The organism is Pseudomonas sp. GW821-FHT07G06, from assembly GCF_058986625.1.
In genome coordinates this window covers 341740-363206 of record NZ_JBYSVW010000003.1, presented here as the reverse complement: position 1 = coordinate 363206, position 21467 = coordinate 341740, and the positions used below count along the sequence as shown (strand labels likewise).

Here is a 21467-nt window from a genome sequence, read left to right as displayed (position 1 = left end):
GATTTTGGGTGTTCACACAATTTGTGTTTCACCTCAAACCTACTGTGGGAGCGAGCTCGCTCGCGATGAGGCCGGTACAGACACCCCAGAATTCAGGCCGGGGACATTTCCTGCGCCAACCCGAGAAACGCCGCCGGCAACCGCGCGCCCTTGCGTTCCTTGAGGCAATACAGGTATTCGGGAATCTGCGGTGCATTCTCGATGGTCAGCACCCGCAGTTGCGGATCATGGGGTACTTCCTGGCGGGCGATGATGCTGATGCCGATGTTGCGCAGCACTGCTTCGCGGATCGATTCGCGGCTGCCGATCTCCAGCAACGGCCCGAAACTCACTCCGGCGCTGGCCAGCAACTCCTCGGTCAAGCGTCGGGTGGTCGAGCCCGGTTCGCGCATCAGCAGGGTATGCCCGGCCAGGGCGCCGAGTGGTACGTGATCGTGAACCGCCAGTGGATGATTGCGATGCACCGCCAGCACCAGCGGATCGCTGCCGAGCACCCGGCGAATCAGCCGAGCGTCATCGAGCAGCTGCGACGACGCCGCGACATCGACCCGGTAATCTTCCAGCGCTTCGAGCACTTGCTGGGAATTGCCGATTTCCACCGACACCTCCACCTGCGGTAAGCGCTCGCGAAAGGTTTTCACCAGGTCGAGGATGTAATACGGCGCTGTGGCGGCAATACGCAATGTGCCCTGGACCTGGCCGCAGTTGCGCAGGAAAAACTCGATGTCGGCTTCCTGCTGCATCAGCACCTTGACCATCGGCAACAGCCGCGCGCCCTCCTCGCTGACGCTGAGACGCCGACCGCCACGGTAGAACAGCTCGACCGCATACTGACTTTCGAGGTTGCGGATCTGCGTCGTCACCGTCGGCTGGCTCAGGCCAAGCTTTTTGGCAGCCTGGGTAATACTGCCCAGGCGGGCCACCATGTAAAACGCCTTCAGCTCGGCACTCAGCACAACCGCCCCTCATTCTTTACTTGCGCAGCAGGCGCAAACCGTTGAACACCACCAGCAAACTCACGCCCATGTCGGCGAACACTGCCATCCACATGGTAGCGACCCCGGCGAAGGTTACCCCAAGAAAGATCGCCTTGATGACCAACGCCAGGGCGATGTTCTGTTTGAGGATGCTCGACGTCTGCCGCGACAGGCGAATGAATGCCGGGATCTTGCGCAGATCATCGTCCATCAGGGCGACATCGGCGGTTTCGATCGCGGTATCGGTGCCAGCGGCGGCCATGGCGAAACCGATCTCGGAACGCGCCAGCGCAGGCGCGTCGTTGATGCCGTCGCCGACCATGCCGACCCGGTGCCCCTGGGCATAAAGGGCCTCGATAGACTGCAATTTGTCCCCCGGCAACAGGTCGCCCCTGGCTTCGTCGATGCCAACCTGCGCGGCAATGGCCTGCGCGGTGTGGGCGTTGTCGCCGGTGAGCATCAGGGTTTTGATGCCCAGGTCATGCAGTTGCTCGATGGCTTCGCGACTGGACGCCTTTACCGTATCGGCGACAGCGAACAGTGCCAAGGGACCGGACGAATCAAGCAGCAGCACCACCGACTTGCCCTGCTTTTCCAGGGCAAACAGTTTCTCTTCCAGTGCTGGCGAGCACAGGCCCAGATCCTCCACCAGACGATGGTTGCCCAAATGGTAGAGCTGGCCGTTGATCTCGCCGCGCACACCGCGCCCGCCCAGGGCTTCGAAGTTATCCACAATCAGCGTCGTGCTTTGGTTATCCACAGCCGCTTTGGCGATGGCCAGGGAAACCGGGTGATCCGAGCGCCCGGCCAAGGCGGCGGCAATGGCTGGCGCCGATGCATCGGCGGTCGGGTCCAGCGACAGGTAATCGGTCTGCACCGGCTTGCCGTGGGTGATGGTGCCGGTCTTGTCCAGGGCCAGGTAGTCGAGCTTGTAACCGCCCTCCAGATAGACGCCGCCCTTGACCAGAATCCCTTTGCGCGCCGCTGCCGCGAGGCCGCTGACGATGGTCACCGGCGTGGAAATCACCAGCGCACACGGGCACGCCACCACCAGCAGCACCAGCGCCCGATAGATCCAGTCGAACCACAACGCGTCCATGAACAGCGGCGGGATAACCGCCACTGCCAGCGCAAGAACAAACACCGCCGGGGTGTAGATTTTCGAAAATTGATCGACGAATCGTTGGGTCGGCGCCCGCGCGCCCTGCGCCTGTTCAACGGCGTGGATGATACGTGCCAGAGTCGAATTGCCCGCGACGGCAGTGACCGCGTACTCAAGGGAACCGGCCTGATTGATGGTGCCGGCGAACACTTTGTCGCCGACAGTTTTCTCCACCGGCAGGCTTTCCCCGGTAATGGGCGCCTGGTCGATGGTCGAACGCCCGGACAGGACCTCGCCGTCCAGACCAATGCGCTCGCCGGGACGAACACGCACCCGTGCGCCGATTTCGATGATTTTGACATCCTGCTCGACCCAACTGCCGTCGGCCTGCAACACCGTCGCCTGCTCCGGCGCCATCTGCATCAGCCCGCCGATGGCATTGCGCGCGCGATCCAGGGAGCGAGCCTCGATCAGCTCGGCCACGGTGAACAGGAACATCACCATCGCCGCTTCCGGCCATTGACCGATCAGGACGGCGCCGGTGACGGCAATGCTCATCAGTGCGTTGATGTTCAGATTGAGGTTCTTGAGCGCGATCCAGCCCTTTTTATAGGTGCCGAGACCGCCGCTGAGGATAGACACCAGCGCAATGACCGCGACCACCCAATCAGGCGCGGTCGCGGTGAAGTGGATGACTTCCGCCAACAATGCGCCCACGCCGGACAACGCCAATGGCCACCAGTGTTTCCTGTCGGGTTTCGCTGCCGGTGTTTCAGCCCCCTGCTCCAGCGGTTCGGCGTGCATGCCCAGGGACTTGATCGCCTCGATGATTGGCTCGGTGCCAGGCAAATCGTGGGTCACGCCGAGTACCCGGTTGATCAGATTGAACTCCAGCTGCTGTACGCCTGTCAGCTTGCTTAGCTTGTTCTGGATCAGCGTCTGTTCGGTCGGGCAGTCCATCGCCTCGATGCGAAAGCTGCTCAGACGGGCACCCGCCGTCGGCGATTCGCTCAGCGTGACCCGCGCAGGCGCTGCCGTTCTTGATGAACAGCAAGCGTCGCCGTGACCGCCATGGTCATGCTTGGGCAAGGGTCGAAGCTTAACGCCGATTTCATGTTCGGCCACAGGTTTGTGGGTATGCTGAGAATCGCTCATTGGTTGCGTCCATAAGAGTGCCTGTTGCCCAGTAAAGACCCTGTAGCCACTACAGGGTCAAGCACCCATTTTGGAGTTATGGAGATTGTCGTCATGAAAATTGGAGAATTGGCGAAACTCACGGACTGCGCCGTAGAGACGATCCGCTACTACGAGCGCGAGAACCTTCTGCCGGAACCGGCCCGCAGTGACGGCAACTATCGCGTCTACACCCAGGCCCACGCCGAGCGCCTGACCTTCATCCGCAACTGTCGCACCCTCGACATGACCCTCGAGGAAATCCGCAGCCTGCTGGCATTTCGCGACAGTCCGCAGGACCAATGCGAAAGCGTCAACGCACTGATCGACGAGCACATCCACCACGTCAAGGCGCGGATCGACGGCCTGCTGGCCTTGCAGGCACAACTGCTCGACCTGCGCCAACGCTGCGGCGAGAGGCCGGGTATCGATCAATGCGGGATTTTGCAGCGGCTGGAAGTGAGCGGCGGGGTTGTGGCGACGGAGGCTGAGCATTCCCATGTCGGCCGTAGTCACGGCCACTAACACGATCCCCCTGCAGGAGCTGCCGCAGGCTGCGATCTTTTGATCTTGATTGTAAAAGATCAAAAGATCGCAGCCTGCGGCAGCTCCTACAGGGGATGCGTGAGTTTTAGACCGCCATCGGTGCGGTCATTGGCGCGTGGTGCTCGTAGCCTTCCAGCGAGAAGTCGCCCGGCTCGACCAGTTCCAGCCATTCCGGCTGATACATACCTGTCTTGGCAAACTCCGGCACACGGTCGGAAATCACCAGTTTCGGCATCGGGAACGGTTCACGCTTGAGCTGTTCGTTGAGCATTTCCAGGTGATTTTCGTAGACGTGCGCATCACCGATGAAATAGGTGAACCAGCGTGGCGTGTAACCCGTCAGCCGACCGATCAGGCTCAGCAGCGCAGCACCTTCGGTGAGGTTGAACGGCGTGCCCAGGCCCAGGTCGTTGGAGCGGATGTAGAGGGTCAAGGAGATCTCTTTGGTCTCGACATTCGGGTGGAACTGGTACAGCAGGTGGCACGGTGGCAAGGCCATTTCATCGAGCTGGGCGCAGTTCCAGCCGTGGAACAGGATGCGACGGCTGCCCGGGTCATTGATGATGGTGTCGACGCACTGGCGAACCTGGTCGATGGCCTTGTACAGCACCACGTAGGCCTGGCCGTTTTCCTCGCCTTCGGCAATCTGGCGATAACCTTGCTTGAGGGTCTGCTCGATGGCGGCCGGGTTGCTGAGCGGAATCTGCTTGTACGCTGGCCATTTGCGCCATTGCACGCCGTAGATTTCGCCAAGGTCGTCTTCGCCCTGGCGGAACGGGTTGGCCAGCCACTGGGCGTTTTCATTGGCGTTCTGGTCCCAGACCTTGCAGCCCAGGGCACGGAATTCGGCAGCGTTGTTCACGCCACGCAGGAATCCGCACATTTCGCCGATGGCCGATTTGAAGGCCATCTTGCGCGTGGTGATCGCCGGGAAACCTTCCTGCAGGTCATAACGCAGCATCGCACCGGGAAAGCTGATGGTGTTCACGCCGGTACGGTTGGCCTGCTTGGTGCCGTTCTTGATGACGTGGGCGACCAGTTCGAGATATTGCTTCATGAATTACCTGTGTCCTTGAACCCGCAGCCATCGCTGCGGGGTTCGAATTTTATACGGCTGCCGCTGGAGTCGCCGGGGCGCGGTGATACGCCAGCCAGATCAGGACCAGACCGCCGACGATCATCGGCAGGCACAGCACCTGACCCATGGTCAGCCAGTTCCAGGCCAGATAGCCCAATTGCGCGTCCGGCACACGGACGAACTCGACGATGAAACGGAAGATGCCGTAGAACAGCGCGAACATCCCGGAGACCGCCATGGTCGGCCGCGGCTTGCGCGAGAACAGCCAGAGGATCAGGAACAGTGCCACGCCTTCGAGGGCGAACTGGTACAGCTGCGACGGATGACGCGCCAGTTGCGACGGATCGGTCGGAAATACCATCGCCCACGGCACATCGGTTGCCTTGCCCCACAGCTCGGCATTGATGAAGTTGCCGATACGCCCGGCCCCCAGGCCAATCGGTACCATCGGCGCAACGAAGTCCATCAGCTGGAAGAACGACTTGTTGTTCTTCTTTCCGAACCACAGCGCCGCCAGCATCACACCGATGAAACCGCCGTGGAACGACATGCCGCCCTTCCACACTTCGAAAATCAGCGTCGGGTTGGCCAGATAGGCGCTCAGATCGTAGAACAGCACATAACCCAGGCGCCCGCCGACGATCACCCCCATCGACATCCAGAACACCATGTCGGAGAGCTTTTCCTTGGTCCAGGTCGGGTCGAAGCGGTTCAACCGGCGGGAGGCCAGCAGCCAGGCGCCGCCGATGCCGATCAGGTACATCAGGCCGTACCAGTGGATTTTCAGCGGACCGATGGCCAGGGCCACCGGGTCGATCTGCGGGTAAGGCAGCATTGCGACTCCTCGTTAGAGTTCAAATCTTAAAAATTCCCGGGCGACGCTGCCACCTCAGGATTAAGCCAGGATTGCGCTGCCCGTCAGAGCAGATGCTTCAGACTAGAAAGTTCAAGCCGACGCAGAACAGCAAAGCGGCAAACAGCCTTTTCAGCAACCTCGGCGACAACCTGTGGGCCAGTCGCGCGCCCAAACGGGCGAACACCATGCTGGTCAGGGCAATGCCCAGCAGCGCCGGCAAATAAACAAAACCGAGACTATGGGCCGGAAGCAACGGATCATGCCAGCCCAGAATCATGAAACTTAATGCACTGGCCAGGGCAATCGGCAGCCCGCAGGCCGATGAAGTGGCCACGGCTTGCTGCATCGGTACGCTGCGCCAGGTCAGGAATGGCACGGTCAACGAACCACCGCCAATGCCGAAAATCGCCGAGGCCCAGCCAATCACGCTGCCGGCAACGGTCAGACCGAGTTTGCCCGGCACGGTTCGGCTCGCCTTGGGTTTGACCTCCAGTGCCAGTTGAGCGGCGATCACCAGGGCAAATACACCAATGAGTTTCTGCAGGTTGGGGCCGGAAATCGCTTCTGCCGTCAAGGCGCCGAACCCGGCACCGATCAGAATGCCGACGGTCATCCACATGAAGATCGGCCAACGCACGGCGCCACGGCGGTGATGTTCGCGTACCGCGTTGACCGAGGTAAAGATGATCGTCGCCAGGGACGTCCCCACCGCCAGGTGCGTGAGGATCGACGGATCGAACCCTTGGGCCTTGAAGCTGAACACCAGCACCGGGACGATGATGATCCCGCCACCCACGCCAAACAGCCCGGCAAGCACACCTGCACAGGCGCCGAGCGCCAGATAGAGCAGAAATTCCATGGTTGTCCCGCCCGTATCCCCAAAACCGGAGCGGCATGGTAACGGATGCATGGCCTCAAGCTCCACTGTGCAAGGCGATGGATCGATGAGCGATGTCTGCGTAGAGTGAGCAAAAAACACACAAGGACTCCCTTATGTGCCTGATTGTTTTTGCCTGGCGACCGGGTCATGCCCAGCCGCTGGTCGTGGCGGCCAATCGCGATGAATTCTACGCCCGCCCCAGCCTGCCGCTGGCGCCATGGCCCGAAGCGCCGCACGTGTATGCGGGGCGCGACCTCGAGGCCGGTGGCACCTGGCTCGGTGTCGGTGCCAACGGACGTTTTGCGGCGCTGACCAACATCCGCGACCCCCACCGACCGCCAGGGCGCAAGTCTCGTGGGGAGCTGGTCGCGCGATTTCTCACCGGGGAACTGACAATTGACGACTATTTAGCCGACGTTGTCGACCGTTCGCTGGAGTATGGCGGCTTCAACCTGCTGGTCGGCAATCCCCATGAGCTCTGGCACTTCAATCAACGGGAATCGGAAGCCGTCATGCTGGCCCCGGGGGTCTACGGGTTATCCAATGCCGGGCTGGATACGCCATGGCCGAAACTGCTCAAGGCCAGGGCGGCGTTGAGCGAGGTGCTGGATGATCCGCAGCCTCAGGCACTGCTGGCGTTATTGAGCGATGCGCAGACCGCGCCGTTTGCCGAGTTGCCGGACACCGGAGTGGGGCTGGCAACCGAGACGCTGCTGTCGAGTGTGTTCATTGCCAGTCAGAGTTATGGGACGCGGGCGAGTACGGCGTTGATTGTGCAGGCGGATGGCACGCGGCATATCGTCGAACGCAGTTTCGGGCCGTATGGCGGGCATCTTGGGGAAGTGGAGATCAAGATCTGAAAGATCGCAGCCTGCGGCAGCTCCTACAGGTGTGCATCAATCCCTGTAGGAGCTGCCGAAGGCTGCGATCTTTTCAGAGCGGCGCCTTGATCGCCGCCGGATTGATCATCCGCGCCAACCCGAGGTTCTTCAGCGCCAGCTGCAGCGAGCTGTGGATAACCTGCGGGTTGTCGATGGTCATCAGCTCGGCCAGTAACTCCTTGGCCTTGCTCAGGTTGATCTGGCGCAGCATCCACTTAACCTTCGGCAAGTTGGTGGCGTTCATCGACAGACTGTCGAAACCCATCGCCATCAACAGCACGGCCGCCGCCGGGTCACCGGCCATTTCACCGCAGATGCTCACCGGCTTGCCTTCGGCATGGGCGTCACGCACTACGTTCTGCAATGCCTGAAGCACCGCCGGGTGCAGGTAGTCGTAAAGATCGGCGACCCGCGGGTTGTTGCGGTCCACGGCCAGCAGGTATTGGGTCAGGTCGTTGGAACCGACCGACAGGAAATCGACTTGCCGCGCCAGTTCCTTGGTCTGGTACACCGCCGCCGGGATCTCGATCATCACGCCAATCGGCGGCATCGGCACATCACAGCCTTCGTCGCGCACTTCGCCCCAGGCGCGGTGGATCAGGTGCAGCGCTTCTTCCAGTTCATGAATACCGGAGATCATCGGCAGCAGAATGCGCAGGTTGTTCAAGCCTTCGCTGGCCTTGAGCATGGCACGGGTCTGCACCAGGAAGATTTCCGGGTGGTCGAGGGTGACGCGAATGCCGCGCCAGCCGAGGAACGGGTTGTCTTCCTTGATCGGGAAGTACGACAGTGACTTGTCGCCACCGATGTCCAGGGTGCGCATGGTCACCGGTTGCGGGTGGAACGCGGCCAGTTGTTCGCGGTAGATCGCCAGTTGTTCCTTTTCGCTGGGGAACCGCTGGTTGATCATGAACGGCACTTCGGTGCGGTACAGGCCCACGCCTTCGGCACCGCGCTTCTGCGCCCGCGCCACGTCCGCCAGCAGGCCGGTGTTGACCCACAGCGGCATGCGGTGGCCATCGACCGTGATACACGGCAGATCGCGCAGCGCATCCAGCCCGAGGGCCAGTTGCTTCTCTTCCTCGACCACTTCGGCGAACTGCTTGCGCAGCACGTCACTCGGGTTGGTGTAGACCTCGCCGTGGTAGCCGTCGACGATCATCTGGATGCCGTCGACCTTGGAGTACGGCAGGTCGACCAGGCCCATCACGGTCGGGATGCCCATGGCGCGGGCGAGGATGGCGACGTGGGAGTTACCGGAACCGAGCACCGACACCAGGCCGGCCAGCTTGCCTTCCGGCACCTCGCCAAGCATCGCCGGCGTCAGTTCTTCGCTGACCAGGATGGTGTTGTCGGGGTAGACCAGGGTTTGCTGGCGCTCTTCCTGCAAATAAGCCAGCAAGCGCCGGCCGAGGTCCTTGACGTCCGAGGCGCGCTCACGCAGGTAGGCGTCGTCCATCAATTCGAAACGGTTGACGTGATCGGTGACCACCTGGCGCAACGCGCCCTGGGCCCACTGACCGGTCTTGATCACGGTAGTGACTTCGCTGCCCAGCGCGGCATCGTCGAGCATCATCAGGTAGACGTCGAACAGGGCCCGCTCTTCCGGGCGCAACTGCGTGGCAAGCTTGGCCGACAACGCGCGCATGTCGGCACGCACACCTTCGATGGCGGTCTTGAACAGCCCGAGTTCGGCTTCGATGTCGGTGATGGTCTTGTCCGGCACCACGTCCAGATCGGCCGGTGGCAGCATGACCACCGCCGTACCCACTGCCGCACCCGGCGAGCCCGGTACGCCGACGAACTTGGCTTCCTGGATGCCTTTGCCCTGACGACCGAGGCCACGGATCGAACCGGTGGCTTCGGCGTGGGCGATAACGCCGGCGAGCTGCGCGCTCATGGTCACGAGGAAGGCTTCTTCACCTTCATCGAACTGACGACGTTCTTTTTGCTGAATGACCAACACGCCGACAACGCGGCGGTGGTGAATGATCGGCGCCCCGAGGAATGAGGCGAAGCGCTCTTCACCGGTCTCGGCGAAGTAGCGGTAGCGCGGGTGGTCCGCAGCGTTTTCGAGGTTCAGGGGTTCTTCGCGCGTACCGACCAGGCCAACCAGACCTTCGTTGGGTGCCATGCTGACTTTGCCGATCGAGCGCTTGTTCAAGCCCTCGGTGGCCATCAGCACGAAGCGGTTGGTCTCGGGGTCAAGCAGGTAGACCGAGCAGACCTGGCTGCCCATGGCCTCTTTGACGCGCAACACAATAATCCCCAACGCCGCCTTGAGATCCTTGGCGGAGTTAACTTCCTGGACGATCTTGCGCAGCGTATTGAGCATGGCTCGGGGTCGAACTCCGTCGTCAGTCGCGCGCTAAAAGGCGCGGGGCAAGCTCTTTGAGAGCGCGTCGATACACCTCGCGCTTGAATGTCACCACCTGGCCCAACGGATACCAATAGCTGACCCAGCGCCAGCCATCGAATTCCGGTTTACCGGTCAAATCCATCCGCACCCGTTGCTCGTTGGAGATCAGGCGCAGGAGAAACCATTTCTGTTTCTGGCCGATGCACAGCGGTTGGCTGTGGGTACGTACCAGACGTTGCGGCAAACGATAGCGCAACCAGCCCCGGGTGCAGGCGAGAATTTCAACATCTTCGCGCTCCAGGCCTACTTCTTCGTTCAGCTCGCGGTACAAGGCGTCTTCCGGCGTCTCTTCGGGGTTGATTCCCCCCTGCGGAAACTGCCAGGCATCTTGATTGATTCGGCGAGCCCATAGCACCTGGCCGGCGTCATTCGTCAGAATGATCCCGACATTGGGGCGAAAACCATCGGGGTCGATCACGGCAACAACCTCGCAAACGCATGTCGCCGCATTGTTCCACAAAGGTTGTTAAGGCGGCAACGAAGGTTCCTACCTTATGTGCACTCTTGTGAAAAGACCGTATCCTTGTCGCCTTTTTACTGACTTTTCAGCGGGTAACTGCAATGCGCCTGGCTTTATTCGATTTGGACAACACCCTTCTGGGCGGTGACAGCGATCACGCTTGGGGCGATTACCTGTGCGAGCGCGGTTTTCTCGACGCCGTCGCCTACAAGGCACGCAACGATGAGTTCTACCAGGATTACCTGGCCGGCAAACTGGATAACGCTGCTTACCTGAACTTCTGCCTGGAAGTCCTCGGGCGCACCGAAATGGCCACGCTGGATCAGTGGCACAGTGATTACATGCGCGACTGCATCGAACCGATCATGCTGCCCAAGGCCATTGAACTGCTGGCCAAGCACCGCGACGCCGGCGACAAACTGGTGATCATCACCGCCACCAACCGCTTCGTCACCGGGCCGATTGCCAAGCGCCTGGGCGTCGAAACCCTGATCGCCACCGAATGCGAAATGGTCGACGGCCGCTACACCGGACGCAGCACCGATGTGCCGTGCTTCCGCGAAGGCAAGGTGACGCGATTGAATCGTTGGCTGGAAGAAACCGGGTTTACGCTGGAAGACAGCTACTTCTATAGCGACTCGATGAATGATTTGCCGTTGCTGGAGCAGGTGGCGAATCCGGTGGCGGTTGATCCGGACCCGAATCTGCGGGCCGAGGCTGAGAAGCGGGGTTGGCCGGTGATTTCGTTGCGCGACTGAAGATCAAAAGATCGCAGCCTGCGGCAGCTCCTACAGGTGTACACATTCCCTCTGTAGGAGCTGCCGAAGGCTGCGATCTTTTCGGGTTAAACCGGCTTCGCTCCCATCAACCCCGCAATGGCGACAAAACAGACAAAACTGAACAACGCCAGGGCAAAGGTGAACTTCCCCACGCCACCCGGCGCCTTGCGCAGCTTGTTCAGCCGCACCAGCAGCCAGAACCACGCCAGTGCCGCTAAGGTGTACAGCACACTGGAGGCCAGCAACCAGGTCTGACCCAACGGCCAGCCCACCAGGTGCACCATCCACCAGCCGGTAAACGGCATGCTCAGCAGCGCCAGCCCCATCAACAGCCAGACAAATACACGTGGCCGTTGCAGAGTGCGGCTTCCCGCCGTTGCATCACCCTTGCGCCGCGCAAGCAAAACCCAGACGCCCAGACCCAGCGCACAAGCCAGCAATACAACGGTTGCCACCATGTGCGCCGCTTTCAGGGCAGTTAACGTTTCCATTGTTCGATTTCCTTATGACCTGCCCAACAGCGTAGCCCCTCAGCCAAGAAACAGCTGGTAGGCCGGGTTGTCGCTTTCGTCCCAGTACGGGTAACCGATTTCTTCCAGCGCCGCCGGCACCAGGTGGCGCTCGTCGTGCGGCACTTGCAGGCCCGCGACGACCCGGCCATCCGCCGCGCCATGGTTGCGGTAGTGGAACATCGAGATGTTCCAGCGCCCGCCGAGCTTGTTGAGGAAGTTGAACAGCGCCCCCGGACGCTCCGGGAATTCGAACCGCAGGATCACTTCGTCGACCACATGCGCCGCACGCCCGCCGACCATGTGGCGGATGTGCAACTTGGCCAGTTCATTGTCGGTCAGGTCCAGCACCGGGAAGCCCTGCTCGCTCAGGCTGGCGATCAGGGCGCTGCGCGGGTCGTTTTCCGGGTGGGTCTGCACACCGACAAAGATGTGCGCCTCGCTGCCGGTGTTGTAGCGGTAGTTGAACTCGGTGATCTGGCGCTTGCCGATTGCTTCGCAGAACGCCTTGAAGCTGCCCGGTTTCTCGGGAATGGTCACGGCGATGATCGCTTCGCGGCCCTCGCCCAGCTCCGCACGCTCGGCGACATGGCGCAGGCGGTCGAAGTTGACGTTGGCCCCGGAGTCGATGGCGACGAAGGTCTGGCCGCTGACGCCGCGCTGCTCGACATACTTCTTGATCCCGGCCACGCCCAAGGCGCCGGCAGGTTCGGTGATCGAGCGGGTATCGTCGTAGATATCCTTGATGGCAGCACAGATTTCATCGGTGCTGACGGTGATCACTTCATCGACATGATCCTTGCAGATGTCAAAGGTGTGCTGACCGATCTGAGCCACCGCAACACCGTCGGCGAAGATGCCCACGGTCGGCAGCACCACACGCTCGCCCGCCGCCATGGCGGCTTGCAGGCAATTGGAGTCATCCGGCTCGACGCCGATGATCTTGATGTCCGGGCGCAGGTACTTCACGTACGCCGCAATGCCGGCAATCAGGCCGCCACCGCCCACCGGGACGAAAATCGCATCCAGTGGCTGCGGGTGCTGGCGCAGAATTTCCATCGCCACGGTGCCCTGCCCGGCAATGGTGTGGGGATCGTCGTACGGGTGAATGTAGACGTAGCCTTTTTCATCGACCAGTTTCAGCGAGTAGGCCAGGGCTTCCGGGAACGAGTCGCCGTGCAGCACCACTTTACCGCCGCGCGAGCGCACGCCTTCGACCTTGATCTCCGGGGTGGTCTTGGGCATGACGATGGTCGCTTTCACACCCAGCACCTTCGCCGCCAGGGCCAGGCCTTGCGCATGATTGCCCGCCGAAGCCGTCACTACGCCGCGGGAGCGCTCTTCGTCGCTCAACTGGGTCAACTTGTTGTAGGCGCCGCGAATCTTGAAGGAGAACACCGGCTGCAAGTCTTCGCGCTTGAGCCAAATGCTGTTGCCCAGCCGCTCGGAAAGCTGACGGGCAGACTGCAAGGGGGTTTCTACGGCAACGTCATAAACGCGCGAGGTGAGGATCTTTTTGACGTACTGTTCAAGCATCGGAAAGCATCACTGAGCGGGTTGGGCGGGACCAAGGAGTCTAACCCGGCTTTCGGCCGCACGACCACCTGTTGTAGGAGCGAGCTTGCTCGCGAAAAACGCAATGGCACCGCTGAACATCTATTTTCACGCGTTATCGTTCACGACCATCGCGAGCAAGCTCGCTCCTACAGGGAACGGTCACGAAACGCCAATCGGGCAATGACCTTCCCCGCCCCGAAGCCTATAATGCCGGCCTTTCGTTCCCTCCTCGGCACTCCGGAGCCCGCATGAACCAGGATCAACTCAAACAGGCAGTGGCCCAGGCCGCCGTCGACTTCATCCTTCCGAAACTCGACGACAAGAGCATCGTCGGGGTCGGCACCGGCTCCACCGCCAACTGCTTCATCGATGCCCTGGCCCAGCACAAGGGCGCATTCGATGGCGCCGTCGCCAGTTCCGAAGCCACCGCCGCGCGCCTCAAGGGCCACGGGATTCCGGTGTACGAACTGAACACCGTCAGCGACCTGGAGTTCTATGTCGACGGCGCCGATGAAAGCGACGAGCACCTGAACCTGATCAAGGGTGGCGGCGCCGCCCTGACCCGCGAGAAGATCGTCGCGGCCGTGGCCAAGACGTTCATCTGCATCGCCGATGCCAGCAAGCTGGTACCGGTCCTCGGTACTTTCCCGCTGCCGGTGGAAGTCATCCCGATGGCCCGCAGCCATGTGGCCCGCGAACTGGTGAAGCTCGGTGGCGACCCGGTCTACCGCGAAGGCGTGCTGACCGACAACGGCAACATCATTCTCGACGTGTTCAACATGCAGATCACCAACCCGGTGGAGCTGGAAACACAGATCAACGCGATCGTCGGCGTGGTCACCAATGGTTTGTTCGCGGCGCGTCCGGCGGATCTGTTGCTGCTGGGTACCAGCGAAGGCGTAAAAACCCTGCGCGCCCAATAAGCCAACCTGCCCACCTGATTTGTGGGCAGATGAAATACCTGTGGGAGCGAGCCTGCTCGCGAAAGCGGTCTGTCAATCAACATAGATGTTGAATGTGCTGGCCTCATCGCGAGCAGGCTCGCTCCCACATTGATTTTTGGTGCTTGTCAGTTTTGTGTTGGTTTCTTGAACACATAAAACAGGTTCGGCTCGCTGACGAGGTACAGCGTACCGTCGTCGTCCACGGCGATCCCCTCCGCTTGCGGCACGGTTTTCTGCAGGCCCTGGCGCCCCTTGCCCAACGACATTGTGCTCAGCGGACGCCCGCTCACATCCAGCTCCAGAATCAACCGCGACTCATCCGACAGCGCCAGCAAATGTCCGCTGCGCTCGTCGTATTGCAGGCTCGACAAATCCCGCACGAACATCCCGGCATCACGCTTGGGGTCGTTGATCACGTGTATCGAGTAGGACTCTTCAGGATTGAAGCGCGGGAAACCGTGCACCTCGTAGATCAGCATCGGGTTGCGCTCCTTGGCGACAAACAGGCGCTTGCCCACAGAATCGTAAGCCAGGCCCTCGAAACCCTTGTTGCCGCCCATGTGGACGCCAATGGTCATCTGCTCGGCGTCTGCCGCATCGACGAAAGTGGTGTCCTGCTCCAGACGAATCTTGATCAGCCGCTGCTGGCTTTCATCAGTGACCACATAGATGTCCTCACTGATGAATTCCACCGCCTCCGGATCGCCGAAACCGACCAGCGCCACACGGCGCAAAATCCTGCCGTCGAGGGACAACTCGATCAGCTCGCTGTGCTTGTTGGTGACGGTGAACAGGCTTTTGCGCACCGGGTCGTAGGTCAACGCTGAAACGTTGTCCGCCAGGCCATCGATCACCTGCGCTTCGGTCACGACCCGGTATTGATCAAGGCCCATGGACTGTGAGCTCACCGGCTGCCACAGCGTATGCAGATTGAACCAGGCACGCTCGAACAGACGCAGGTATTGGCCGAGCGCAACCACGGCGATCAGCGAGATCGCCGACAGGATCAGAATCAGGGATTTGGGGCGGGCAAATCGACGCATTCGGGCGGGCTCTGGGTCAAAACAGGCGGATGAAATATCACGCCCGTCTGAACTGAAGCTTAATGGCCGCGGGCCTTTTACGTATACGCAATCAACGTAGGAGCTGCCGCAGGCTGCGATCTTTAGCGATCTGGTGGACGCCAAAGTCAAAAGATCGCAGCCTGCGGCAGCTCCTACACGGAGGCATTACCTCTGTTTTTCGAAGCGATAAAACAGGTTCGGCTCACTCACCATGTACAGCGTGCCCGCTTCATCCATGGTCACGCCTTCGGCACGCGGAATGGTGTTTTTCAGGCCGTTGAAGCCACGCAGCAGGGTGATGAAACTGACCTGCTCGCCCTTCTTGTCCAGCTCCAGCAACAGGTGCGAGTCGGCGGACAGCGCCAGCATGTGGCCGGTCCGCGGGTCGATGGCCAGCGCCGACAGGTTACGCATGTCCAGTGCATGACTGGCCAGCTTCAGCTTGTCGCCGGTCAGGAACTTGCCGTCACCCTTCCAGGCAAACAATGCCGGCGGGCGCTCTTCACCCAGCACCAGTTGCTGATTGCGCGGGTCCCAGGTAACAGCCTCAAAGGCTTTGTTCTGGTCTTTGGAAGGTCCGAGGTCGTATTTCGGGAAGTCGGCGATGTTCAGTTCGCGGGTGTCGGCATCGACCTTGACGATAGCGATCAGATGCTCGCGCTCATCGACAATGGCCAGTCGGCCGTCGCCCAGCACGGTGACGCCCTCAGGGTTGCTCCAGCCGACCAATGGCATTTTGCGCAGCACATCGCCCTGCAGGTTCAACTCGACCAGGAACGGGTTCTTGCCCATGACCGAAAACAGGGTCTTGGTCTGAGGGTCATAGGCCACGTCCGATGCCTCGTCCTTCTCCATGCCCGGCAACGGCTTGGCATCGATCACCGCCCGATAGTCCGGCAGCCAGATACTGGCCTGACGCTCGGCCGGGCTTTTGAATTGCTCTTTCACCCAGAGCACGCCCCGCGCATCCCAGTGCATGGCAAATGCAACGCCGTAGGCGACAACGGCCACCAACAAAAGCCAGGTGTGCCAACGCAGGGCGAAGCGTGAGCGGCGGGCAGGATTAAGCGTGGATAGCGGAGGAGTGGCCATTGGGGAATGCGTTCCAGAAATTCAGGCTAGGGGTAATAGCACAGTTTGGGGCCGGCTCAGAGGCCGAAAGCCCTGAAATTATCCAGACAGGATGTGAAAAAAACGGGAAATGACAGAGTGAGACATTACAGGCCACGGAGAAACCAATGTGGGAGCGAGCCTGCTCGCGATGGGGGCGTGTCATCCAACAAAGATATTGAATGACACACCGCTTTCGCGAGCAGGCTCGCTCCCACAGGGTTTGGCGGTGTCTGGACTAGCGAACGCTGCTGCTGAAGCGGCTGGCGCCCGGCAGTTCCAGGACGATCTCGTCACCGACATTCAGCGGACCGACGCCCACTGGCGTGCCGGTGAGGATCACATCCCCGGCCTGCAACGAGAAGCAGCCGGCCATGTGCTGGATCATCGGCACGATCGGGTTGAGCATTGCGCTGCTGTTGCCGTCCTGGCGCACTTCGCCGTTGATGGTCAGGCGGATGCCGATGTCGCTCAGGTCGGCAAAGGTGCTGCCGGACACGAACGGAGCAATCACCGCCGCACCGTCGAAGGACTTGGCGATTTCCCACGGCAGCCCCTTGGATTTCAGCTCCGCCTGCTTGTCGCGCAGGGTCAGGTCCAGGGCCGGGGCGAAACCGGAGATGGCGTCGAGCACTTCTTCACGGCTCGGCCTGGTCGACAACGGCTTGCCGATCAACACCGCGATTTCCGCCTCGTAGTGCACCGAGCCGCGCTCGGTGGGAATGCTGAAACCGCCTTCCAGCGGCACCACGCAACTGCCCGGCTTGATGAACAGCAGTGGCTCGGTCGGCACCGGGTTATCCAGCTCCTTGGCGTGTTCGGCGTAGTTGCGGCCGATGCACACCACTTTCCCCAACGGGAAATGAATACGCGTACCGTCGACATACTGGTGCTGATAGCTCATTTACCGTCTCCTGCCTTCAAGGGTGCTTAAGGTTTGCAGCTCAATCCGCGAAGATCTTGCCCGGGTTCATGATGCCGTTCGGGTCGAACACTGCCTTGACCGCTTTCATGTACTCGATCTCGACCGGCGAACGGCTGTAGGTCAGGTAATCCCGCTTGGTCATGCCCACGCCATGCTCCGCGGAGATCGAACCGTTGTACTTCTCGACGGTTTCGAACACCCACTTGTTCACGGTGGCGCACTTGGCGAAGAACTCGTCCTTGCTCAGGTTATCCGGCTTGAGGATGTTCAAGTGCAGGTTGCCGTCGCCGATGTGGCCGAACCAGACGATTTCGAAATCCGGATAGTGTTCGCCGACGATCGCGTCGATTTCCTTCAGAAACGCCGGGACTTTCGATACGGTGACTGAGATGTCGTTCTTGTACGGCGTCCAGTGGGAAATGGTTTCGGAAATGTACTCGCGCAGCTTCCACAGGTTCTGCAGCTGGGTTTCGCTCTGGCTCATCACGCCGTCCAGCACCCAGCCCTGCTCAACGCAGTGCTCGAAGGTTTCCAGGGCGTGGTTGGCCACTTCTTCGGTGGTCGCTTCGAATTCCAGCAGCGCGTAGAACGGGCAGTCGGACTCGAACGGCGCCGGCACGTCGCCACGGGCCATGACCTTGGCCAGGGCCTTGTCGGAGAAGAATTCGAAGGCGGTCAGGTCGAGCTTGCTCTGGAACGCGTGCAGCACCGGCATGATCGAGTCGAAATCGGCGGTGCCGAGGACCATCGCGGTCAGGTTTTTCGGCGCGCGATCGAGGCGCATGGTCGCTTCGACCACGAACCCGAGTGTGCCTTCGGCCCCGATGAACAGCTGGCGCATGTCGTAGCCAGTGGCGTTCTTGATCAGGTCGCGGTTCAGTTCCAGCACATCGCCCTTGCCGGTGACGACTTTCATGCCGGCAACCCAGTTACGGGTCATGCCGTAGCGAATCACCTTGATCCCGCCGGCATTGGTGCCGATATTGCCGCCAATCTGGCTCGATCCTGCCGAAGCGAAGTCCACCGGGTAGTACAGGCCGTTTTCTTCGGCCACGTTCTGCAGGTGCTCGGTGACCACGCCCGGCTGACAAACGGCGGTGCGGTCAGTGAGGTTCACGTCGAGGATCTGGTTCATGTAATCGAACGACACGACCACTTCGCCATTGGCCGCTACCGCTGCGGCGGAAAGGCCGGTGCGACCGCCGGACGGCACCAGCGCCACCTTGTGTTTGTTGGCCCACAGGACAATGGCCTGGACCTGCTCGGTGGTCTTGGGGAACACGATGGCGGTCGGGGCCGGGGCGAAATGCTTGGTCCAATCCTTACCGTAAGCATTCAGGGAGTCGGCATCGGTCAGCACCTTGCCAGGCTCAACCAGGGTCTTCAGCTCTTCAATCAGGGCAGGATTGGTCATCGACAGAACTCTCGAACAATTCATGGTCATCCTGAGAACGCTTCACGTCGCAGGAATGAGTGTTTAGCGGGGCGCATATGCTAGCATACCGACCCCGCAGCATAGTGCCCAACGGCTATTCTGCGGCACGGCTTTCTTGCCGTCCGGGTCAGCTCTGGGCTGCTCCCTTCCCTGCCAATTTTCTCCGGGATACAGGTTTACGCAGATGAGCAAGACTTCTCTCGATAAGAGCAAGATCAAGTTCCTTCTTCTCGAAGGCGTCCACCAATCGGCTGTCGACGTCCTCAAGGCGGCGGGCTACACCAGCATCGAGTACCTCACGGGTTCTCTGCCGGAAGCCCAGCTCAAGGAAAAGATCGCTGATGCTCACTTCATCGGCATTCGCTCGCGCACTCAACTGACCGAAGAGATCTTCGATCACGCGAAGAAGCTGGTTGCGGTCGGCTGTTTCTGCATCGGCACCAACCAGGTCGACCTGGACGCTGCCCGCGAACGCGGTATCGCGGTGTTCAACGCGCCCTACTCCAACACCCGTTCCGTAGCGGAGCTGGTGCTGGCCGAAGCGATCCTGCTGCTGCGCGGCATCCCTGAGAAGAACGCTTCCTGCCACCGTGGCGGCTGGATCAAGAGCGCGGCCAACTCCTTCGAGATCCGTGGCAAGAAGCTGGGCATCGTCGGTTACGGCTCGATCGGTACTCAACTGTCGGTCCTGGCGGAAGGCCTGGGCATGCAGGTGTACTTCTACGACACCATCACCAAGCTGCCATTGGGTAACGCCACTCAGGTAGGCAACCTGCACGAGCTGCTGGCGATGTCCGACATCGTTTCGCTGCACGTACCGGAAACCGCCGCCACCCAGTGGATGATGGGCGAGAAAGAAATCCGCGCCATCAAGAAAGGCGGCATCCTGATCAACGCCGCCCGCGGCACCGTGGTCGAACTGGACCACCTGGCGGCTGCCATCAAGGACAAACACCTGATCGGCGCGGCCATCGACGTATTCCCGGTGGAGCCACGCTCCAACGACGAAGAGTTCGAAAGCCCGCTGCGTGGCCTGGACAACGTGATCCTGACCCCGCACATCGGTGGTTCTACCGCTGAAGCCCAGGCCAACATCGGTCTGGAAGTCGCGGAAAAACTGGTCAAGTACAGCGACAACGGTACTTCGGTATCGTCCGTGAACTTCCCGGAAGTGGCCCTGCCGGCTCACCCTGGCAAGCACCGCCTGCTGCACATCCACGAAAACATTCCGGGCGTACTCAGCGAGATCAACAAAGTCTTCGCCGAAAACGGCATCAACATCTCCGGTCAGTTCCTGCAGACCAACGAGAAGGTTGGCTACGTAGTGATCGACGTCGACGCCGAGTACTCGGACCTGGCGCAAGAGAAGCTGCAACACGTCAAAGGCACCATCCGTAGCCGGGTGTTGTTCTAAAAGCAGCTACAAGCGGCAAGCTTCAAGCGGCAAGTTGAGTTCGTTTTCGCTTTGACTTGAAGCTTATAGCTTGCAGCTTGCAACTATAAAAAAGGGAGCCCCAGCGAAGCGGGCTCCCTTTTTTATTTCACATTGACGGTGATCTTCTCGGAAACGATCGGCGGATCGAACGGCATGTGGTTGCTATCGCCCAGCTCAAGCTGCAGGGTGTGTTTGCCCGGCGTGAGCGTTACTTCAGCCTGGGTCTGCGCGGCGCCGAAATGCTGGTGGTTGGCATCTTTGGGGATCGGCGCCCCGGCGGCCGGCAACTCATCGACGTCGATCAGCAAATGGTGATGACCGGTGTTCTTGGTGGTATCGCCCGCCGGTGCCAAGGCAATATTTTCAACAGCGAACTTGACGACGACCGTCTGTGGAACATTCGCGCCATCCTTGGGAGACACGATGGACACTTCGGCGCCTTTCGGAGCCGGCGTTGCAGCACTGGCCAGCACCGAAACACCCATCAACAGGCCCGCCAAAGCAGCACGTGACATAAAGGTTTTCATTCTCTTCTCCAGTTTTTTCGTAAAATCCGCGTGACCATGACAACTTCATGGCCATTCGTTGTCGAAGGCACTCGACAACCATAGCAAAGCGAGCCTGAATCAGAGGGTCGCGATAATAAATTCAAAGGAGTGACCATGCGCTTTCTGCCTGGCCTGATCTGCCTGCTACCCCTTCTGAGCCCTTTGGCTCATGCCGAACTGATTGATGACGTCAACGACCGGGGCGAGTTGCGCATAGCCGTTGAAGCCAACACTCCCCCCTTCAACTTCAAGGATGGCGACAAGCTCACCGGCTTCGAAGTCGAACTGGGCCAACTGCTGGCAAGTGAACTCGATGTCCGGGCCGACTTTGTCGTCACCGACGGCAGCGATCTGCTGACCGGCGTCGAAAGCGGAAAATACGACATCGCTATCAACCACATAGCAGTGACCCCGGATCTCAGGGATCGTTTCGATTTCAGCGAACCTTACGTTCAAGCCCGTGCGCAATTGATCGCGCAGAAAGAAGAGCCGCGCTCCATTCTGCTGGTGCAGTCGTTGACAGAACAGAAGCCTGAAACCAACCCGGCCGTGAGCCTGGCGATTCCGTTTCAGAAAGGAAATCCGGCGTTCCATGCCAGCCTGGAAAACGCCTTGCAGCGAATCAAGGATGATGGGCGACTGCAAGCGCTGGAGCAGAAGTGGTTGGGGGCGGATGCGGGTGTGGCACCCAAACCCTGAAATCACTGGGCAACCTTGTGGGAGCGAGCCTGCTCGCGAAAGCGATATGTCAGTCAATATCAATGTCGACTGACACTACGTCTTCGCGAG

At 60.5% G+C, this 21467-nt stretch carries 20 protein-coding genes; 6 read left to right on the top strand and 14 right to left on the bottom strand.

Going from position 1 to position 21467, the window contains the following annotated elements; genetic code table 11:
• Nucleotides 1–92 precede the first annotated feature (92 nt).
• Complete coding sequence (locus AC3WJW_RS08310; protein ID WP_493725699.1) at nt 93–956, bottom strand: LysR family transcriptional regulator; 864 nt, start codon at nt 954–956, stop codon at nt 93–95.
• Nucleotides 957–972: 16 nt separating this feature from the next.
• Nucleotides 973–3234 (bottom strand): heavy metal translocating P-type ATPase, encoded by a 2262-nt coding sequence (locus tag AC3WJW_RS08305; RefSeq protein WP_493725698.1) that lies wholly within the window; start codon nt 3232–3234, stop codon nt 973–975.
• A gap of 93 nt (nt 3235–3327) precedes the next feature.
• Here AC3WJW_RS08305 and cadR point away from each other — a divergent pair, with 93 nt between their 5' ends.
• Nucleotides 3328–3777: a Cd(II)/Pb(II)-responsive transcriptional regulator gene (cadR, locus tag AC3WJW_RS08300; RefSeq protein ID WP_217836640.1), complete on the top strand. Its 450-nt coding sequence runs from the start codon at nt 3328–3330 to the stop codon at nt 3775–3777.
• Between the two features lie 106 nt (nt 3778–3883).
• Here cadR and AC3WJW_RS08295 read toward each other — a convergent pair whose 3' ends face one another.
• The 3 genes from AC3WJW_RS08295 to AC3WJW_RS08285 form a co-directional block, all read right to left on the bottom strand.
• Nucleotides 3884–4855 (bottom strand): thymidylate synthase, encoded by a 972-nt coding sequence (locus tag AC3WJW_RS08295; RefSeq protein ID WP_493725697.1) that lies wholly within the window; start codon nt 4853–4855, stop codon nt 3884–3886.
• 49 nt (nt 4856–4904) lie between these two features.
• The gene (gene lgt, locus AC3WJW_RS08290; protein ID WP_493725696.1) at nt 4905–5711 is read right to left on the bottom strand and encodes a prolipoprotein diacylglyceryl transferase; all 807 of its coding nucleotides are present in this window, start codon (nt 5709–5711) and stop codon (nt 4905–4907) included.
• A 97-nt stretch (nt 5712–5808) separates the two neighbouring features.
• Nucleotides 5809–6591 carry a sulfite exporter TauE/SafE family protein gene (locus tag AC3WJW_RS08285; RefSeq protein ID WP_033048041.1) on the bottom strand — a complete coding sequence of 261 codons (783 nt, stop codon included), beginning with the start codon at nt 6589–6591 and terminating at the stop codon, nt 5809–5811.
• A 134-nt stretch (nt 6592–6725) separates the two neighbouring features.
• On the opposite strand from AC3WJW_RS08285, the gene AC3WJW_RS08280 reads away from it, so the two are divergent.
• Nucleotides 6726–7472 (top strand): NRDE family protein, encoded by a 747-nt coding sequence (locus tag AC3WJW_RS08280; protein WP_493725695.1) that lies wholly within the window; start codon nt 6726–6728, stop codon nt 7470–7472.
• Nucleotides 7473–7545: 73 nt separating this feature from the next.
• Here AC3WJW_RS08280 and ptsP read toward each other — a convergent pair whose 3' ends face one another.
• Together ptsP and AC3WJW_RS08270 are read right to left on the bottom strand one after the other, a co-directional pair.
• Entirely contained in the window at nt 7546–9828 is a 2283-nt protein-coding gene (gene ptsP / locus AC3WJW_RS08275; RefSeq protein WP_493725694.1) for a phosphoenolpyruvate--protein phosphotransferase, read from the bottom strand.
• 22 nt (nt 9829–9850) lie between these two features.
• Nucleotides 9851–10330 (bottom strand): RNA pyrophosphohydrolase, encoded by a 480-nt coding sequence (locus tag AC3WJW_RS08270; RefSeq protein ID WP_003229203.1) that lies wholly within the window; start codon nt 10328–10330, stop codon nt 9851–9853.
• Between the two features lie 143 nt (nt 10331–10473).
• Between AC3WJW_RS08270 and AC3WJW_RS08265 the strand changes: the two genes are divergently transcribed.
• Nucleotides 10474–11130 carry a histidinol-phosphatase gene (locus tag AC3WJW_RS08265; RefSeq protein ID WP_493725693.1) on the top strand — a complete coding sequence of 219 codons (657 nt, stop codon included), beginning with the start codon at nt 10474–10476 and terminating at the stop codon, nt 11128–11130.
• An 86-nt stretch (nt 11131–11216) separates the two neighbouring features.
• Here the strand turns inward: AC3WJW_RS08265 and AC3WJW_RS08260 are convergent, their stop codons facing one another.
• Both AC3WJW_RS08260 and ilvA read right to left on the bottom strand, forming a co-directional pair.
• Nucleotides 11217–11642, bottom strand: coding sequence for a DUF2269 domain-containing protein (locus AC3WJW_RS08260; RefSeq protein ID WP_493725692.1), 426 nt, complete (start codon nt 11640–11642; stop codon nt 11217–11219).
• 39 nt (nt 11643–11681) lie between these two features.
• Complete coding sequence (gene ilvA / locus AC3WJW_RS08255) at nt 11682–13196, bottom strand: threonine ammonia-lyase, biosynthetic (protein ID WP_493725691.1); 1515 nt, start codon at nt 13194–13196, stop codon at nt 11682–11684.
• Between the two features lie 269 nt (nt 13197–13465).
• Here ilvA and rpiA point away from each other — a divergent pair, with 269 nt between their 5' ends.
• A complete protein-coding gene (gene rpiA / locus AC3WJW_RS08250; RefSeq protein ID WP_007976402.1) occupies nt 13466–14140 on the top strand; it encodes a ribose-5-phosphate isomerase RpiA in 675 nt (224 codons plus the stop codon).
• Between the two features lie 146 nt (nt 14141–14286).
• Here rpiA and AC3WJW_RS08245 read toward each other — a convergent pair whose 3' ends face one another.
• The 4 genes from AC3WJW_RS08245 to AC3WJW_RS08230 all read right to left on the bottom strand — a co-directional run bounded on the left by AC3WJW_RS08245 (nt 14287) and on the right by AC3WJW_RS08230 (nt 18674).
• Complete coding sequence (locus AC3WJW_RS08245; protein WP_493725690.1) at nt 14287–15204, bottom strand: SdiA-regulated domain-containing protein; 918 nt, start codon at nt 15202–15204, stop codon at nt 14287–14289.
• Nucleotides 15205–15390: 186 nt separating this feature from the next.
• Complete coding sequence (locus AC3WJW_RS08240; protein WP_493725689.1) at nt 15391–16317, bottom strand: SdiA-regulated domain-containing protein; 927 nt, start codon at nt 16315–16317, stop codon at nt 15391–15393.
• 256 nt (nt 16318–16573) lie between these two features.
• A complete protein-coding gene (locus AC3WJW_RS08235) occupies nt 16574–17239 on the bottom strand; it encodes a fumarylacetoacetate hydrolase family protein (RefSeq protein ID WP_493725688.1) in 666 nt (221 codons plus the stop codon).
• Between the two features lie 40 nt (nt 17240–17279).
• Nucleotides 17280–18674: an FAD-binding oxidoreductase gene (locus AC3WJW_RS08230; RefSeq protein ID WP_493725687.1), complete on the bottom strand. Its 1395-nt coding sequence runs from the start codon at nt 18672–18674 to the stop codon at nt 17280–17282.
• A 205-nt stretch (nt 18675–18879) separates the two neighbouring features.
• On the opposite strand from AC3WJW_RS08230, the gene serA reads away from it, so the two are divergent.
• Nucleotides 18880–20109 carry a phosphoglycerate dehydrogenase gene (gene serA / locus AC3WJW_RS08225; protein ID WP_007976393.1) on the top strand — a complete coding sequence of 410 codons (1230 nt, stop codon included), beginning with the start codon at nt 18880–18882 and terminating at the stop codon, nt 20107–20109.
• A gap of 122 nt (nt 20110–20231) precedes the next feature.
• On the opposite strand, the gene AC3WJW_RS08220 is transcribed toward serA, so the two are convergent.
• The gene (locus tag AC3WJW_RS08220) at nt 20232–20657 is read right to left on the bottom strand and encodes a DUF4399 domain-containing protein (protein ID WP_102673493.1); all 426 of its coding nucleotides are present in this window, start codon (nt 20655–20657) and stop codon (nt 20232–20234) included.
• A 135-nt stretch (nt 20658–20792) separates the two neighbouring features.
• On the opposite strand from AC3WJW_RS08220, the gene AC3WJW_RS08215 reads away from it, so the two are divergent.
• On the top strand, nt 20793–21377 hold the full coding sequence (locus tag AC3WJW_RS08215; protein ID WP_493725686.1) for a transporter substrate-binding domain-containing protein: 585 nt from the start codon (nt 20793–20795) through the stop codon (nt 21375–21377).
• Nucleotides 21378–21467: the final 90 nt, after the last annotated feature.

Excerpts from the sequence above, each read along its gene's own strand:
- AC3WJW_RS08280 (WP_493725695.1), top strand. The coding sequence starts at position 6,726 with ATGTGCCTGATTGTTTTTGCCTGGCGACCGGGTCATGCCCAGCCGCTG.
- ilvA (WP_493725691.1), bottom strand. The coding sequence starts at position 13,196 with ATGCTTGAACAGTACGTCAAAAAGATCCTCACCTCGCGCGTTTATGAC.
- ptsP (WP_493725694.1), bottom strand. The coding sequence starts at position 9,828 with ATGCTCAATACGCTGCGCAAGATCGTCCAGGAAGTTAACTCCGCCAAG.
- AC3WJW_RS08235 (WP_493725688.1), bottom strand. The coding sequence starts at position 17,239 with ATGAGCTATCAGCACCAGTATGTCGACGGTACGCGTATTCATTTCCCG.
- serA (WP_007976393.1), top strand. The coding sequence starts at position 18,880 with ATGAGCAAGACTTCTCTCGATAAGAGCAAGATCAAGTTCCTTCTTCTC.
- AC3WJW_RS08260 (WP_493725692.1), bottom strand. The coding sequence starts at position 11,642 with ATGGAAACGTTAACTGCCCTGAAAGCGGCGCACATGGTGGCAACCGTT.
- AC3WJW_RS08285 (WP_033048041.1), bottom strand. The coding sequence starts at position 6,591 with ATGGAATTTCTGCTCTATCTGGCGCTCGGCGCCTGTGCAGGTGTGCTT.
- AC3WJW_RS08230 (WP_493725687.1), bottom strand. The coding sequence starts at position 18,674 with ATGACCAATCCTGCCCTGATTGAAGAGCTGAAGACCCTGGTTGAGCCT.
- AC3WJW_RS08305 (WP_493725698.1), bottom strand. The coding sequence starts at position 3,234 with ATGAGCGATTCTCAGCATACCCACAAACCTGTGGCCGAACATGAAATC.
- lgt (WP_493725696.1), bottom strand. The coding sequence starts at position 5,711 with ATGCTGCCTTACCCGCAGATCGACCCGGTGGCCCTGGCCATCGGTCCG.
- AC3WJW_RS08295 (WP_493725697.1), bottom strand. The coding sequence starts at position 4,855 with ATGAAGCAATATCTCGAACTGGTCGCCCACGTCATCAAGAACGGCACC.
- rpiA (WP_007976402.1), top strand. The coding sequence starts at position 13,466 with ATGAACCAGGATCAACTCAAACAGGCAGTGGCCCAGGCCGCCGTCGAC.
- AC3WJW_RS08215 (WP_493725686.1), top strand. The coding sequence starts at position 20,793 with ATGCGCTTTCTGCCTGGCCTGATCTGCCTGCTACCCCTTCTGAGCCCT.
- AC3WJW_RS08220 (WP_102673493.1), bottom strand. The coding sequence starts at position 20,657 with ATGAAAACCTTTATGTCACGTGCTGCTTTGGCGGGCCTGTTGATGGGT.
- AC3WJW_RS08245 (WP_493725690.1), bottom strand. The coding sequence starts at position 15,204 with ATGCGTCGATTTGCCCGCCCCAAATCCCTGATTCTGATCCTGTCGGCG.
- cadR (WP_217836640.1), top strand. The coding sequence starts at position 3,328 with ATGAAAATTGGAGAATTGGCGAAACTCACGGACTGCGCCGTAGAGACG.
- AC3WJW_RS08240 (WP_493725689.1), bottom strand. The coding sequence starts at position 16,317 with ATGGCCACTCCTCCGCTATCCACGCTTAATCCTGCCCGCCGCTCACGC.
- AC3WJW_RS08265 (WP_493725693.1), top strand. The coding sequence starts at position 10,474 with ATGCGCCTGGCTTTATTCGATTTGGACAACACCCTTCTGGGCGGTGAC.